This window comes from Rathayibacter sp. AY1F6 (genome assembly GCF_002932035.1).
Taxonomy (GTDB): Bacteria; Actinomycetota; Actinomycetes; order Actinomycetales; family Microbacteriaceae; genus Rathayibacter.
In genome coordinates this window covers 69496-83677 of sequence record NZ_PSVD01000012.1, presented here as the reverse complement: position 1 = coordinate 83677, position 14182 = coordinate 69496, and the positions used below count along the sequence as shown (strand labels likewise).

Here is a 14182-nt window from a genome sequence, read left to right as displayed (position 1 = left end):
GTGAGGACCAGGAGGCGTAGCCTCCGCCTCGGGGAGGGACCGGGCTGCGGGCGCCCTATCCCTCCCCGAGGCGGAGGCTACGCCTCCTGGTCCTCACGGCGACGGCTGCGGGCGATCAGGAGCGAGCCGAGGCCGAGGGCGACAGCACCTCCCGAGAGCAGCAGCCAGGAGCCGGTCTCCACTCCGGTGGAGGGGAGGCCGCCGGGGCCGGTCGGTGCGGTGATCGGCGCGGCCGTGGCGGTCGGTCCGGCCGTCGGCTCGGGAGTCGCGGTCGGCTCCGGCGAGCCGGTCGGCTCCGGCGTCGGCGTGGGCTCCGGGGTCCCCGGCAGCTCGACGGCGGCGCCCTCCGGCGCCACGGCGAGCAGCGCCCGGGCGACGTCGCTGAACGCTCCGACCGGGTGGTTGCGGAACACCGGCGAGGTGCCGAAGAGGAAGCCCTCGGTGCCCGACTCCGTCGAGAACGAGACGGCCGAGGCCTGCCCGGCCGCGTCGCTCCGGGACTGCCCGTCGGAGTCGACCCAGTGCCCGGCGACGAACGTGCCGTCCTCCGAGTAGCTCTGCTCGACCGCGACCGACTCGTCGAAGCCCGCGAACCACAGTGCCGGCGAGACGAACGCGGTGTCCTGCGGGTAGTCGCCGAGGACGCCGCCACCGGGCGTCTCGACCGAGACGATGCCGTTGGAGCCGCTGGTGCCTGTCTGCGCGGTCAGCTCGGCCAGGCCGAAGTCGGACACGAAGGCCGCTCCTGCGCCGCCGCGGCCGACGACGTCGCCGCCCGCTGCGAGGAACTCCTCGACGACGGTGCGGCCCACGGCCTGCTCCGGGGTGAAGGAGAGGGCGCGTCCCACGTAGAGCACGTCGGCGCCCTCGAGGGTCGCGGTGCCCGCGGTGAGCGCGGCCGCGTCGACGGCGACCGCGTCGGCGAAGCCGAGCTTGGCCAGCGCGTCGCGGTCCTCGTTCGTGCCGGAGTAGGCGACGCGGAGGGCGTCGAGCGCCTTCCCGTCCTCGGCGCGCACGCGGTCGGCGGTGGTCGCCGTGAAGTCGACGCCGAAGGCGGCGGCGGCTCCCTCGGCGGCCGCGAGCCCGGCGGCGTCTGCACGGAGGGCGATCGTGCCGTCCTCGAACTGCTCGAGGGCGACGCCGTCGGCCAGCAGCGCGTTGACGGCCTGGTACTCCAGGACGCCGCGCGGCTCGAAGGCGAGGTAGTCGGCGCCTGCCGGGACGGAGCCGACCGGAGCCACGGCGGTCACCGGCTCCAGGCCGACGGCCGGGAGGGCGTCGGTGGTGGAGCCGATCGCCTGCACGTCGGCGCCCCAGAGGAGCGAGAGGCTCCAGGCCGAGACGTCGTACATCTCGGGCACGCGGCTCGAGATGTCGCTGCCGTCGGCGAGGAGGACGTTGGCGAGGCCGCGGACCGACTGGTGCATGTCGACCAGGTAGGTGCCCGCGGGGTAGGAGACTCCTTCGACGCTCGTGGCGGCCGTGGTCCGCGACACCTCGACGCCGTGGGCGAGCAGCTGCGCGACGAGGGTCTCGGCGTCCGAGACGGAGCGCTGCGTGCCGTCGACGGGGATGACGTAGGCGCGCGGGTACTCGGTCGTGTAGACGTCGGTCTCGTCCCAGATCTCGGTCCACTCGGTCGGCACGCCCGCGGGCAGGTCGGCCGCGGAGACGTCGGCGGAGATCTCGACGGCGGGGGCGCCGGTGACGCCGCGCTCGAAGATGGCGACCTGGTTGCTCAGGAGCGCGTCGCGGTTGGCCTCGATGTAGTCGACGGAGGCGTCCATGACGATCCCGGCGACCTCGACGTCGATGTCCGCGTTGGCCTGGCCCTGGGCGATCTCCTCCGGAGTGCTGTTGGCCGTGCGGCCGAGCGGAAGCTCCACCGTGTTGGTGATCGCGCCCTGGAAGGCGACGTACTGCGGGGCGAAGATGGGGGGCCAGTCGTCCCAGCCCGCGCGGATGTCGCGGTAGGGGATGAGGATCTTCCCGGTGTTGTCCGTGGTGGCGCTGCCGTCCTCGGCGAGGTAGGTGTTGCCGGGCACGTCGGCCTCGACGACGCGGCGCTCGATCTCGAGCGCGGTCGCGTAGGCGTGCGGGAGGAAGAGGTCGTACTCGTAGTTCTCGCCGTGCGGCGGGCCGCAGGGCTCGACCTGGAGGATCCCGGTGTAGCCGTGGATGTCGATGAAGTACGTGGGCTGGAGCACGCTCGAGAGGTCGCGGATCACGGCCGCCTCGCTGGTGGCTCCGGTGATCATGTCGCGGTTCGGGTCGTAGCCCGCGGCGACGGCGCGCTGGCCGAGGGCGCGGCCGTCGGGGTTGTTGGTGACGGTGAAGTAGAGGCGGTTGCCCTCGAGCAGCGCCTCGGTCTCCGCGTCCTCGGCGGTGGCGACGCCCTCGATGTACTCGAGGATCGCGTCGCTGCCCTCCCACTCGTTGCCGTGGATGTTGCCGTTGAACCAGACCGGCACCTTGTAGCCGTCCATCAGCTCGGCGTCGGCGGCCGCGGCGGCGGGCTCGTACTTGAGCCGGTCGCGCCACTCGGCCTGCTGCGCCGTCTCGGCCTCGGTCTCGGGGGCGGTGACGGTGACCAGGTAGATGTCGCGGCCGAGGCCGGACTTCCCGACCACCTGGGTCGAGACCCGGTCGGAGCGGGCGGCGAGCGCGTTCAGCTGCGGCGCGATGGCGTCGTAGGGGGTGACTCCGCGCAGGAGCGAGGCGTCGGTCGGGTCGACGGGCACCTCGGTCAGCGGGGTCTGCTGCGGGTAGCTGGTCGGCACCGCGATCGGAGCGGACGGCGGACGCACGATGTCCACGCGGGTGTAGTCGGCGGGTGCTGCGGTCGTGGCGGTCGCTGGCGGGGCGACCAGGAGACCGCCGGCGGCGAGCGCGAGCGCGGCGCATCCGGAGGCGAGGGCGGTTCGAGATCTCAAGCGGAGTTCTTCCCTTGTCGAGGCGTGACGGAACGGATCGGGCCCCCGTCGGCGTCTGTATCTCCGAATCGGATGTGAACCCTCTCAGGAAGATAGAGGCTCCATGTTTCCGTCACGTGTCGGCCGGGTCACCTCCGTGAGATGCCTCTTCGGTACGCCTCGCCCGGCGACTCGAGTGCCCGAGTGGCATCCGGCGAGAGGAGGAAGGAGGGCCCGGTCAGAGGAAGAGGGAGAGGACGAGCGTGGCGCCGAGCGCGAGGACGGAGGCGAGGGAGACGCCGACGGTCACGGACTTGAGGGCGCCGCGGACCGACTGGCCGAGGAAGCTCTGCAGCAGCCAGAAGGTGTTCGAGGTGACGTGGATGCAGAACAGCGCGCCGGAGCCTGCGGCGAGTGCGATCAGCAGCGGGTCGAGGCCGAGTGTCGCGGCGACCGGTGCGACGACTCCGGCCGCCGTGATCGCCGAGAGGGTGACCGAGCCGACCGCGATGTGCAGCACGGCCGCCATCACCCAGACGAGCAGCAGCGGCGCGGTCGCCGAGGTCGAGAAGTAGCCCTTCAGGATCTCGCCGAGGTCGCCCTGCGCGATCACCGCGGCGAGCGCCCCGCCGACGCCGGTGAGCAGGAAGATCTGCCCGCCGTCCTGGAAGCCCTTGGCGACCGCCTTCTCCATCCGCGCGGTTCCCACGGTGGACCGGCCGACCACTCCGGTGCCGATCACGGCGAGGAGGAGCGCGATGACGGGGTTCCCGAGGAACTGCAGCACCGGCAGCTCGATCCCGGAGACGGTGAGCACCGCCTGCGCGGCGATGAGCAGGAGGGCGAGGAGCATGGGCGCGAAGAGGAGCAGGAGCGGGCGCTCGCGGGCGGCGTGGGCGTCCTGCGCCTCGGCGGGACCCGCCGCGTCCTCGACGGACGAGCCGGACGAGCCGCCCGACACCGCTCCGGCTCCGCCCGAGGACGCCCCGCCGCTCCCCCGCGCTCCGAACGACGGCAGCCGTCCGCCGTCCGCGGCGGGCGACGCCCCCACCGTCGCGAGCCCGGTCGTGTCGTCGCGCACGACCAGCTGCTCGTCGCGCGCCGGGTCCCAGAAGCCGAGGCGGAACGCGAGCGACATCAGCAGGATCGTGACCACGACCGTCGGCGCCACCACCGCGAATCCGCCGAGCATCATCACGCCCAGCGGCACTCCGAGCAGCCCCGCGAGCGCGACCGCGGCGAAGCCGGGCACCATCATCACGATGCCCGTCTCGAGCCCGACGGCGAAGGTCACGGCGACGATGCCGGTGCCCGCGCGCCCCAGCCGCGGCGCGATCCGGCGGGCGAGCGGGGCCGCGATCACGATCAGCGCGTCGACGAAGATCGTCTGCAGGTAGGTGGCGAAGGAGAGGCCCAGCGCGTAGGGGATCCCGCGGCGGCCGAAGACGCGCAGCAGGCCCTCGACGAGCCGGACGACGGCGCCCATCTCGTTGAGCATCGCGCCGATGAGCACGCCCCAGCCGATCAGGAGGCCCGCCTCCATCATCACCTCGCCGAAGCCGGTGGTCATCGTGGAGACGGTGTCGACGGGGCCGAGCCCGGTGAGCAGGCCGATCGCGGCGGCTCCCACGGCCAGCGCCAGCACCGGGTTGAACCGGAAGCGCACGATCGCGACGACCACCACGACGATCACGAGGGCGACGACGCCCAGGGTGTACCACTCGGGCATGACGTCCTCCTCCGCCCGCGACTGCGCGTGCCGTCACACCCTAGGGGACCGCCGCGCACCCCCTCGCCCCCGCCGGGCACGGGGCCCTAGCGTGGACGCATGGCACTGACGCTCCCCGAGCCCCGACTCCCCTCCCTCCTCGACTCCCCCGTCCTGCGCTGGGGGGTGATCGCGCCCGGCTCGATCGCCGGCTCGTTCGTCGAGGCGCTGCAGAAGCACACCCGGCAGCGCGTGGTCTCGGTGGGCTCCCGCTCGCTGGAGCGCGCGGAGCGGTTCGCGAGCCGGTTCGGGATCGAGCGGGCCTCGGCCGGCTACGAGGCCGTGGTCGAGGATCCGGAGGTCGACGTGGTCTACATCGCCTCCCCGCACTCGGAGCACGCCCGCCAGGCGCTGCTCGCCATCGCCGCGGGCAAGCACATCCTGGTCGAGAAGCCGTTCGCGCCGACCCCGGGCGAGGCCGAGATGATGGTGCACGCCGCGCGCGACGCCGGAGTCTTCGCGATGGAGGCGATGTGGATGCGCTACCTGCCGCACATGGACGTCGTGCGGCAGCTGCTCGCCGACGGGGCGGTCGGCGCGCCCGCCGTCGTCTCGGCCGACTTCGGCGCCGCCTTCGACTTCGACCCCTCCAGCCGCATCTTCGACCCGGCGCTCGCGGGCGGCGGCCTGCTGGACGTCGGCGTCTACGCCTCCTCCTTCGTCTCGATGGTGGCGGGCACCCCGCAGAGCACCGTCGTCGCCGGCAGCATGACCTCGACCGGCGTCGACGCGACCGCGACGATCGTCGGCAGCCACGCGCACGGGGTGCAGTCGGTGGCCACCTCGACCGTGCTGGCCGACACCCGCCACGCGGCGAGCGTCGCGGGGCGGGCGGGGCGGATCGACGTGCACCCGTCGTTCTGGACGCCGGGCGGCGTGACGCTCACCCGCGGCTCCGAGAGCGGGTCGTGGATCGACGAGACGCCGCTCCAGGGCGGCGAGGGCCTCGCCTGGGAGGCGCTGCACGTCGCGCAGTACGTGACGGAGGGGCGCACCGAGTCGCCGCTGCACCCGCTCGACGAGGTGGTCGCCGTGGTGCGGACCCTCGACGACGCGCGCCGCCGGCTGGGCGTCTCGGTGTAGGGCGGGGCGGCGGGAGACCGCCGTTCCGGCCCTCAGCCCGCCGGCAGCTCGACGCGGAAGCTCGTGCGCCCCGGCTCGGACGCGACGAGGACGCGCCCGCCGTGGGCGTCGACGACCGCCGCCACGATCGCCAGGCCCAGCCCCGTCGATCCGGTCGTGCGCGCTCGGGAGGAGTCGCCGCGGGCGAAGCGCTCGAACAGCACCGGCACCAGCTCCGGCGCGATTCCCGGGCCGGAATCGGTGACCGTGACGACCGCGATCGGCCGCCCCTCCGACACCTCCTCGGCGAGCGCCGCCACGACCCGGGTGCCGGGGGGCGTGTGCACGGTCGCGTTCCGCAGCAGATTGGCGACCACCTGGTGCAGCCGGAAGCCGTCGCCACGGATCTCGATCGGCTCCTCGGGGAGCTCGAGGTCCCACTCGTGGTCGGGGCCCGCGGCGTGCGCGTCCGAGAGCGCCTCGATCACGAGCAGCGTCAGGTCGACGGGCTCCTTCTCGAGGTCGCGGCCCTCGTCGAGGCGGGCGAGCAGGAGGAGGTCCTCGACCAGCGAGGTCATCCGGGTGGCGGCGGACTCGATCCGATCGAGGGAGTAGGCCGCCGACTCCGGCAGCTCGGTCCCGCCGCGCCGGGGCAGCTCCGCGTAGCCGCGGATCGCCGCGAGGGGGGTCCGCAGCTCGTGCGAGGCGTCGGCGACGAACTGCCGCACCTTGTCCTCGCTCGCCTGCCGCGACTCCAGCGCACCGGTGACGTGGTCGAGCATGCGGTTGAAGGCGGCGCCGACGCGGCCGACCTCGGTGCGGGTGTCGGCGTCCTCCTCCGGGACCCGCTCGACCAGCTCGACGGCGCCGCGGTCCAGCGGCAGCTCGGCCACGCGGGTCGCCGTCGCCTCCACCCGCTCCAGGGGCCGCAGTGCCACGCGGATGATCGCGGTGGCGACGAGGGCGACCAGCAACATCGCCAGCAGCACCACCACGACGACCACCCAGGTGAGGGAGGCGAGCGTCTCGGCGACCTCGCCCAGGGGGACGCCGACGACGACGACGGAGCCCTCGACCGCCGCCGCGCGCACGCGGTAGGTCCCGAGGCTCCCGGGCAGCTCGATGGTCGCCTCCTCGCCCCCTGCGGCGACGGCCGCCGCGAGCACCGAGTCGGCCGGGTCCGAGAACTGCCGGCAGACCCCGTCGGCGTCGACGTAGGCGCCGATGAAGGAGCCGTCCGAGCCCTGGACGGCGGTGATGGTGCTGAGGTTCTGGCTCGGGCCGCCGCCGAAGGATCCGCTGGGGCAGGTCGTGGCCTGCTCGATCGCGCTCGACCCGCCGAAGCGGCTCGGCCCGTCGAAGTCCTGGAGGCGCGTGACCGACTGGCTGAGCGACGCGTCCGTGCTGCCGTAGAGGATCGAGCGCGCGGAGAGCACGCTGACCGCTCCCACGACGCCCGCCGTCACCGCGACGAGCGCGACCACGGAGACGACCATCCGCCGCCGCAGAGTCCACGGCGCGCGCCGGCCGCGGCGGGAGCTGCGGAGGGCGGAGCGGGTCGCGAAGTCGCCGAGCGACGGGCGGCCGGTGCGGCTCACTGGTCGGCGGGCTTCAGGAGGTAGCCGGCGCCGCGCACGGTGTGGATCATCGGCGAGCGGCCGGCGTCGATCTTCTTGCGCAGGTACGAGATGTAGATCTCGACCACGCTCGACTTGCCGCCGAAGTCGTAGGACCAGACCCGGTCGAGGATCTGGGCCTTGCTGAGCACGCGGCGCGGATTGCGCATCAGGAAGCGCAGCAGCTCGAACTCGGTGGCGGTCAGCTCGATCTCGTCGCCGCCCCGGCGGACCTCGTGGCTGTCCTCGTTCAGCACCAGGTCCCCCACGACGACCTCGGGGTCGTCCGCGTCGTTGGCGAGCAGGGTGCTGCGGCGGATGAGTCCGCGCATCCGGGCGACCAGCTCCTCGAGGGAGAAGGGCTTGGTGACGTAGTCGTCGCCGCCGGCGGTGAGCCCGGCGATCCGGTCGTCGAGCGCGTCCTTCGCGGTGAGGAAGAGGACCGGGGTCTCGCTGCCGTCCGCGCGGACCCGCTGCAGGACCTGGAGGCCGTCGATGTCGGGGAGCATCACGTCGAGCACGATCACGTCCGGTCGGAACTCGCGGGTGATCGTGATCGCGGCGCGGCCCTCGGCGGCGGTGCGCACCTCCCAGCCCTCGTAGCGCAGAGCCATCTGGAGCAGGTCGGTGAGGGTGCTCTCGTCGTCGACGACGAGGACGCGGATCGGCGTCCCGTCGGCCCGCTTCAGGCGGGTGCGCTGCGCGGGGGCGAGGTGCTTCGAGGGGGCCGGGGTGCTCATGACTCCAGTATCGGGAGTTCCCTATGGATCGGCTATGACCGGCCGATGCCGTCGCTGTGCGCTCCCGATGCGTCCTCCGCGGGATCGGCGTCGAGCTCCTCCGGAGCGATCGCCGCGGTGCGCGCGTAGCCGCGGACCCGCCGGTCGATGAAGGTCGCCACCCAGAGCAGGACGCCGATCACGAGCAGCACCCCCGCGATGCCGTACTGGGCGGTGTCGCGTCCCGAGGTGATCGGCAGCACCAGGTAGACGCAGGCGATCGTGCCCAGCACCGGCAGCACGGTGGGGGTCCGGAAGTGACGGTGCTCGACCGGCTGCCGCCGCAGCACCAGCACGGAGACGTTGACGACGGCGAAGACCGCCAGCAGGAGGAGCGACGTGGTCCCGCCCAGGAGCACCGCGATGGGGTCGGAGGGGTCGCGCGACACGTAGGCGGTGAGGAGCAGGGCGATCACCGTCGTGAAGAGGATCGCGGCCCACGGCGTGCGCCGTCCGCGCAGCACGTTCTGCAGGAACGGCGGCAGCACGCCCTGGCGGCTCATCCCGTAGAGCAGGCGGCTGGCCATCATCATGTTGATCAGCGCGCTGTTGGCCACGGCGAAGAGCGAGATGAAGGGCAGGAGCGTCGAGATCGGGAAGTCGGGCGCCGCGGCCTCGACGACCGTGACGAGCGGAGTGTCGTTGCCGGCCAGCTCCCCCACGGGGACGATCGCGACGGCGAGCGTGGACACGAGCACGTAGACCACGGCGGTGATGCCGAGACCCGTGAGCATCACGCGCGGGAAGATGCGGCTGGGCTCCTTCGTCTCCTCCGCCATGTTCACGGAGTCCTCGAATCCGACCATCGCGAAGAACGCCAGCGAGGTCGCGGTGCTCACCGCGAGCAGCAGCGACTTGTCCTCCGGCGCCTCGAACGCGACCACCCGCGAGAAGTCGGCCTGCCCGCCGAACACCGCGAAGAAGCACACGAAGATCACCAGCAGCAGGCCCGAGAGCTCGATCAGGGTGAGCACCACGTTCAGCCCGACGCTCTCGGCGACACCGCGCAGGTTCACCAGGGCGATGCAGACCATGAACACCAGCGCGATGCTCAGCCGCGTCCCCGCGCCGTCCCCGAGCCCGAAGCCGATCGCGAAGTTGCTCGCGAAGGCGCCCGAGGCGGCGGAGGCCGAGGTGATCCCGCTCGCCATCACGGTGAAGCAGACGAGGAACGTGACGAAGTGGATCCCGAACGCCTTGTGCGCGTAGAGCGCGGCGCCCGCCGCCTGCGGGTACTTCGTCACCAGCTCCAGGTAGGAGCAGGCGGTGAGCGTGGCGACGACGAACGCGATCACGAAGGGGAGCCACGCGGCCCCGCCCACCTCGGCCGCGACCTGCCCGGTGAGGGCGTAGATCCCGGTCCCGAGGATGTCGCCGACCACGAACAGCAGCAGCAGCTTGGGGCCGAGCACCCGCTTGAGCTCGGGCGGGGCGGACGTCTCTCTCGTGGCGGTCATCGTCGGCCCCTCCCGTTGCGGATGAGCGCGAGCCTACGACCGCGGGCACCGCCCCGGGAAGAGCGGGCGCCCCCGGAGGAGGAGCCGACGACACCCACGACTCCGCCGTCGCGCCGTGCGCAGCGCAGCCTCCACCTCGCCGGCGGGAGGCTGCGCGAGGCCGGCTGACCGGATGCTGCCACGGCCGGAGCCTGCCCGGGCGTCCGGTGGTCCCCCGACCCTCCGGCCCGCGCGGAGCCGGGGGATCCGCCGCATGTCCGGATGCTGCCGTGCCCGGATGCTGATCTGGTGCCGCCGACGGCCCTCCGCGAGGCTCGGAGGACCACGACGAGAGGACGGACCATGACCGCCACTGCACCCGCCGCCACCCCGCACCTCGGCCCCGTCGCCGCCGGAGGCGCCCTCGCCTGGGCCGCGCTGGCCGCGCTGCTCCTGCTCGGGGAGCCGCACCCCGCGGCTGTCCTCGTGCTCGTGCTCGCGGCCGCCGCCGCGACCTCGCTGAGCGTCGTCGCCGTCGCCCGCCGGCAGCCCCCCGCCCGCCGCACCGGCGTCGTGATCGGTCTCCTCGCCCCCCTCCTCGCGAACGCCGGTCTCACTCCGCTCGCCGCGCTGGTCGGCCCGGCCGTGTTCGGAGCGGTGGCGCTGGTCCTCGCCGGTGAGCTCGCCGTCGTCGCGGTTCTCGCGCGGCGGCGCTGAGTGCGCGCCTCCTACACTCGGGAGGGTCGGGAGAACGGGGGGCCGCCGGTGCTGAGCGAGAACGCGATCGCGCTGTACCTGCACGCGTCCGTGCGCGGAGACTGGTCGCTCGAGAGCGCGTCGGACGAGCTCGGCGTCACCGTCGACGGCCTCCGCGAGGCGCGCGACGAGCTGATCGGGCTCCGGCTGCTCGCTCCGCTGCACGCGGGGGCGGAGTCGCTCGCCACGGCCGCGCCGGACATCGCCCTGGCCGAGCTGATCGCCGACGACGAGCGGCGCCTCCTCGAGCTGCAGACCGGGATCACCCGCCGCCGCAGCGAGCTGATGGCCCTCGTCCCCGCCTACCGGAGCGCCCGCAGCGCCCTCGCCGCCGCGGAGCAGGTGGAGGTGATCGAGGACCCGGCGACCGTCCTCCGGCTGCTCCTCGACCTGCAGCGCGGAGCCTCGGAGGAGGTGCTGATCGCCGCTCCCGGCACCAGCAGCGTGGAGCGGCACGAGGCGAGCGACGCCGTCGACCGCGAGCTGCTCGGGCGCGGCATCGCGAGGCGGACGCTGTACCTCGACCGCCGCCGCGACAACGCGGCCCTCCGGCGCTCGGTCGCGGAGCTCGAGCCGCTGGGCGCGCGGTTCCGGACCCTCCCGGTGCTGCCCTTCCGGCTGGTGGTCTTCGACCGCTCCCTCGCGATCGTCGCCCGCTCCCGGGACGATGACGACCGCGCCGCCCTGGTCGTCCGCTCCCCCGAGCTCGCGGCGACCCTGGCGCGCGTGTTCGACGCGGCGTGGGAGTTCGCAGCGCCCCTGCACGCGGCAGGTGCCGAGGAGGAGCCCTCCCTCTCCGCGGTGCAGCGGTCGATCCTGCAGGGCCTCGCCGCCGGGCTCACCGACGAGGCGCTCGCGGCACGGCTGGACCTCAGCGTGCGCACCTGCCGTCGGCACATCGCCGGTCTCTTCGATCTGCTCGGCGCCGAGAGCCGCTTCCAGGCGGGCGCGCTCGCGGCCCGGCGGGGCTGGCTGCCGGTCCGGCCGCGCTGACGCAGGCCGTCGGCGAGCTCAGCGCCGCGGAGCCGCAGTGTCGGAACGGGGTGTCCGCTAGCGGACACGTCCTCTTCCGGCTCTTGTCCCGGCACTCTCCCAGGTCGAACATGGGGACCGCCGCCGACATCCCCGATGACGGGCGGCCTCCGCACCGCGACCCCGTACCCGACGGGACCGCGGCCCCGACGCCCGCGCCGTACCCGACGGACCGCGGCGCATCAGCGACCTGAGCCGAACGCGCGCACAGGCGCTCCTCCGGCGCGCCGTCCGGTACCCCCGACCGACGACGCTCCGGGCCCCCGCTTCCGCCTACCCGAAGAGCTCACCCGTGAACCCCAGCACCCCCGCCCGCCCTGGTCCTCCCGCTCCACCCGAGATCCGTCCGCTCCTGACGCGCCAGCAGCGCGTCGCCAGCCCCCGTGCCGTCACCAGCCGCGCCAAGCAGCAGTCGCCCTCGCTCATCATGATCGTGCTGCTCTCCGGCGCCGGCGCTCTGCTCTACGGCGCCTTCCTGCTCAACCCGCGCAACATCGGCGACCCCCTCCCGTTCGCCATCGTCATCATCTGCGAGCTGTACCTGATCGGCCAGGCCGCGCTCACGATGTGGACCGCCCTGTCGAGCACCTACGACCCGCGCGACTCCGCCTTCCACTCCGCTCGAGCGACGCTCTACGGGAGCCCGGTCGACGGCATCCCGATCGGCGAGAACCTCTACCTCGGCCGCCGCCGCATCACCGTCGACGTCTTCATCACGACCTACAGGGAGGACCCGGCGATCATCGAGGAGACGGCCCGTGCTGCCCGCGACATGCGGGGCACCCACGTGACGTGGCTCCTCGACGACGGGGACGACCCGCAGGTCGCCGCGATCGCCGAGCGCCTGGGCGTCCGCTACGTGGTGCGCGAGGACCGCGTGGGTGCCAAGGCCGGCAACGTGAACCACGCGCTCCGTCTGACCGACTCGGACTTCGCCGTGATGATCGACGCCGACTTCGTGACCGTGCCGGAGTTCCTGGAGGAGACTCTCCCCTTCTTCGCCCACGACGACGTCGCCTTCGTGCAGGCCCCGCAGGTCTACGGGAACGCGCACAACTTCATCTCGCGCGGCTCCGCCTACATGCAGATCGTCTTCTACGCCCTCACCCAGCCGGGCAAGAACAAGTACAACTCCGCCTTCTGCGTGGGCACCAACGCCGTCTTCCGCCGCAAGGCCCTCGACGACATCGGCGGGATGTACGAGGGCTCGCAGTCCGAGGACATCTGGACGTCGATCTTCGTGCACGAGCGCGGCTGGCGCTCGATCTTCGTGCCGATGACCCTCGCGGTCGGGCGCACGCCCGAGACGATCGAGGCCTTCGTCCGCCAGCAGGTCCGCTGGGCCGTCGGCGGGTTCGAGATCCTGCTCAAGCACAACCCGTTCTCGCCGAAGCGCCGGCTCACGACCGACCAGCGCGTGCAGTACTTCATGACCGTCACGTTCTACTTCACCGGGATCGTGCCGCTGGGCCTGATCGTGCTGCCCCCGCTGCAGATCTACCTGAACATCACGCCGGTCAGTCTCGAGGTGCCGCTCGTCGAGTGGATCCTCTTCTACTGCGGGTTCTACGTGCTGCAGATCGGGCTCGCGCTGTTCATCATCGGCTCGTTCCGGTGGGAGACGCTGCTGCTGTCGACCGTCACCTTCCCGATGTACACGAAGGCGTTCTTCCTCGCTCTCGCGGGCCGGAAGCCGGCCTGGACCTCGACGGGCGCGACCGGGCAGGCCGCCTCGCCCTTCAACTTCATCAAGGTGCAGATGGTCTTCCTGGTGTTCCTGGCCGCGACCTCCGTCGTCGGCTTCCTCAAGGCGGAGTGGACCGCGGAGTACTCGGTGGCGCTCGCCTGGAACGTCCTGAACACCCTCACGCTCGGAGCGTTCGCGGTGATCGCGGCGCGCGAGCACGTCCTCCTGAAGCGCGCCGCCCGGGCCGAGGTGGTCGCTCCGAGCGGCCCCGCCGCCGCGGGACGCCACGGACTCGCCGTGGGTGCGGCATGACCGCGCTGCGCTGGCTCGGCTTCCTCGCCTCGTGCGCCCTCGCGCTCGGCGTCGCCGCCGCCGGCCTGGTCTACGCGAACAACTCCTCGCTCACCGTGCGGGCGGCGAGCGCTCAGCTCGTCACCGACGAGTACTCGCTGGGGACGCCCTACGCGGGCACGATCCAGGACCTCACGATCTCCCGCGGCGACGCGGTGGAGAAGGGCGACGTGCTCTTCAGCCTGCAGAGCACCGTCCTCGAGTCCGACATGCAGACGAAGACGTTCACCAGCGCCGATGTCGGCTACCGGATCGAGGAGGGCGGCCTGATGGTCTTCACGGCGGCGCTGGACGGCGTGGTCACATCGGTCGACGCCGAGATCGGCTCCTTCGTCGAGGAGGACCAGATGATCGCGGTCGTCGCGATCTCGGACTCGATCCACCTCGAGAGCGAGTTCGTGCTCGGCGCCCGGGACTACTCGCGGGTCCCGATCGGCGGCACCGTCGCCGTGGCGATGCCGGACGGGACGACCGTCGACGCCGAGATCTACGACGTCGAGGTGGAGCGGTTCCACGAGGGGCGGGCGACGACCGTCATCCGCGCGCGCACCGACGAGATCACGACGCAGGACTACACCGTGGTCGGAGCTCCCGTCGCGGCGGAGGTGCGGCTCCGCGACGACGGCGACGGCTTCGGCGGCTGGCTGGTCGCCCAGCTCGGCAGGCTCTTCACGCCGGGCGGGTTCGCGCGGTGAGGCGCGGGGCGGGGGCGGCCCTCGCTCTCGCCCTCGCGATCGCAGGCCTTACCGGATGCACGTCCGACGGCTCCGCGTCCGACTGGGC

10 protein-coding genes are annotated in these 14182 nt (G+C 72.9%); 5 read left to right on the top strand and 5 right to left on the bottom strand.

The window, feature by feature from the left end:
• Window positions 1-77: 77 nt before the first annotated feature.
• Together C5C44_RS11270 and C5C44_RS11265 are read right to left on the bottom strand one after the other, a co-directional pair.
• Complete coding sequence (locus C5C44_RS11270; protein ID WP_104335873.1) at window positions 78-2933, bottom strand: M14 family metallopeptidase; 2856 nt, start codon at window positions 2931-2933, stop codon at window positions 78-80.
• Between the two features lie 217 nt (window positions 2934-3150).
• Window positions 3151-4641 carry a GntP family permease gene (locus C5C44_RS11265; protein WP_104227058.1) on the bottom strand — a complete coding sequence of 497 codons (1491 nt, stop codon included), beginning with the start codon at window positions 4639-4641 and terminating at the stop codon, window positions 3151-3153.
• Window positions 4642-4740: 99 nt separating this feature from the next.
• Here C5C44_RS11265 and C5C44_RS11260 point away from each other — a divergent pair, with 99 nt between their 5' ends.
• Window positions 4741-5763 carry a Gfo/Idh/MocA family protein gene (locus tag C5C44_RS11260; RefSeq protein ID WP_104234222.1) on the top strand — a complete coding sequence of 341 codons (1023 nt, stop codon included), beginning with the start codon at window positions 4741-4743 and terminating at the stop codon, window positions 5761-5763.
• Window positions 5764-5795: 32 nt separating this feature from the next.
• On the opposite strand, the gene C5C44_RS11255 is transcribed toward C5C44_RS11260, so the two are convergent.
• The 3 genes from C5C44_RS11255 to C5C44_RS11245 are packed head-to-tail and all read right to left on the bottom strand — an operon-like array spanning window position 5796 to window position 9594.
• Window positions 5796-7340 (bottom strand): cell wall metabolism sensor histidine kinase WalK, encoded by a 1545-nt coding sequence (locus tag C5C44_RS11255; protein WP_219827847.1) that lies wholly within the window; start codon window positions 7338-7340, stop codon window positions 5796-5798.
• A complete protein-coding gene (locus C5C44_RS11250) occupies window positions 7337-8098 on the bottom strand; it encodes a response regulator transcription factor (RefSeq protein WP_104223650.1) in 762 nt (253 codons plus the stop codon). The genes C5C44_RS11255 and C5C44_RS11250 overlap by 4 nt, the downstream gene beginning before the upstream one ends.
• Window positions 8099-8130: 32 nt before the next feature.
• Window positions 8131-9594 carry an APC family permease gene (locus tag C5C44_RS11245; protein ID WP_104227060.1) on the bottom strand — a complete coding sequence of 488 codons (1464 nt, stop codon included), beginning with the start codon at window positions 9592-9594 and terminating at the stop codon, window positions 8131-8133.
• 342 nt (window positions 9595-9936) lie between these two features.
• Here C5C44_RS11245 and C5C44_RS11240 point away from each other — a divergent pair, with 342 nt between their 5' ends.
• The 4 genes from C5C44_RS11240 to C5C44_RS17050 all read left to right on the top strand — a co-directional run bounded on the left by C5C44_RS11240 (window position 9937) and on the right by C5C44_RS17050 (window position 14094).
• Complete coding sequence (locus C5C44_RS11240; protein ID WP_104247765.1) at window positions 9937-10290, top strand: hypothetical protein; 354 nt, start codon at window positions 9937-9939, stop codon at window positions 10288-10290.
• 48 nt (window positions 10291-10338) lie between these two features.
• Window positions 10339-11322: a LuxR C-terminal-related transcriptional regulator gene (locus C5C44_RS11235; RefSeq protein ID WP_104335872.1), complete on the top strand. Its 984-nt coding sequence runs from the start codon at window positions 10339-10341 to the stop codon at window positions 11320-11322.
• A gap of 331 nt (window positions 11323-11653) precedes the next feature.
• Window positions 11654-13360, top strand: coding sequence for a glycosyltransferase family 2 protein (locus C5C44_RS11230; RefSeq protein WP_104335871.1), 1707 nt, complete (start codon window positions 11654-11656; stop codon window positions 13358-13360).
• A complete protein-coding gene (locus tag C5C44_RS17050; RefSeq protein ID WP_104247768.1) occupies window positions 13357-14094 on the top strand; it encodes a biotin/lipoyl-binding protein in 738 nt (245 codons plus the stop codon). Before C5C44_RS11230 ends, C5C44_RS17050 begins: the two co-directional genes overlap by 4 nt.
• The last annotated feature ends 88 nt before the right edge of the window (window positions 14095-14182 follow it).

What these genes read in the sequence shown, in the direction of transcription:
- C5C44_RS11250 (WP_104223650.1), bottom strand. Translation starts at nt 8,098, where the DNA reads ATGAGCACCCCGGCCCCCTCGAAGCACCTCGCCCCCGCGCAGCGCACC.
- C5C44_RS17050 (WP_104247768.1), top strand. Translation starts at nt 13,357, where the DNA reads ATGACCGCGCTGCGCTGGCTCGGCTTCCTCGCCTCGTGCGCCCTCGCG.
- C5C44_RS11260 (WP_104234222.1), top strand. Translation starts at nt 4,741, where the DNA reads ATGGCACTGACGCTCCCCGAGCCCCGACTCCCCTCCCTCCTCGACTCC.
- C5C44_RS11245 (WP_104227060.1), bottom strand. Translation starts at nt 9,594, where the DNA reads ATGACCGCCACGAGAGAGACGTCCGCCCCGCCCGAGCTCAAGCGGGTG.
- C5C44_RS11240 (WP_104247765.1), top strand. Translation starts at nt 9,937, where the DNA reads ATGACCGCCACTGCACCCGCCGCCACCCCGCACCTCGGCCCCGTCGCC.
- C5C44_RS11265 (WP_104227058.1), bottom strand. Translation starts at nt 4,641, where the DNA reads ATGCCCGAGTGGTACACCCTGGGCGTCGTCGCCCTCGTGATCGTCGTG.